Annotated in this window: 1 protein-coding gene; it reads left to right on the forward strand. The window is 52.9% G+C overall.

The window, feature by feature from the left end; genetic code table 11:
• A partial coding sequence (locus Q4528_RS15575; RefSeq protein WP_303522623.1) for a hypothetical protein occupies nucleotides 1–242 on the forward strand: 242 nt, incomplete at both ends.

The raw sequence follows: 242 nt of genomic DNA on the forward strand, positions 1-242 counted from the left end.
GATCTTGCGTTTCAACCTGGATCCTTTCCAAACGAAGCAAAAGAAGCTTGGGGTTTTGCCGTCTGTACAGGTTTCTTTTATATGCGTCCTTGCACCGCCACGCGTCGCATTGCCGAGCGCGTACAACAACGATTTGACGGGAGCGATCAGCGAACACTCAACGCTGTACTGTTGGACGAGTTTGACATCACATGGAGCAACCGCCCCTCAGGTTGGGAAACCTGTCTCGAAGATGGCGGCTG

The sequence above is a fragment of the Staphylococcus pasteuri genome, assembly GCF_030547725.1.
GTDB classification, from domain to species: domain Bacteria; phylum Bacillota; class Bacilli; order Staphylococcales; family Staphylococcaceae; genus Staphylococcus; species Staphylococcus pasteuri.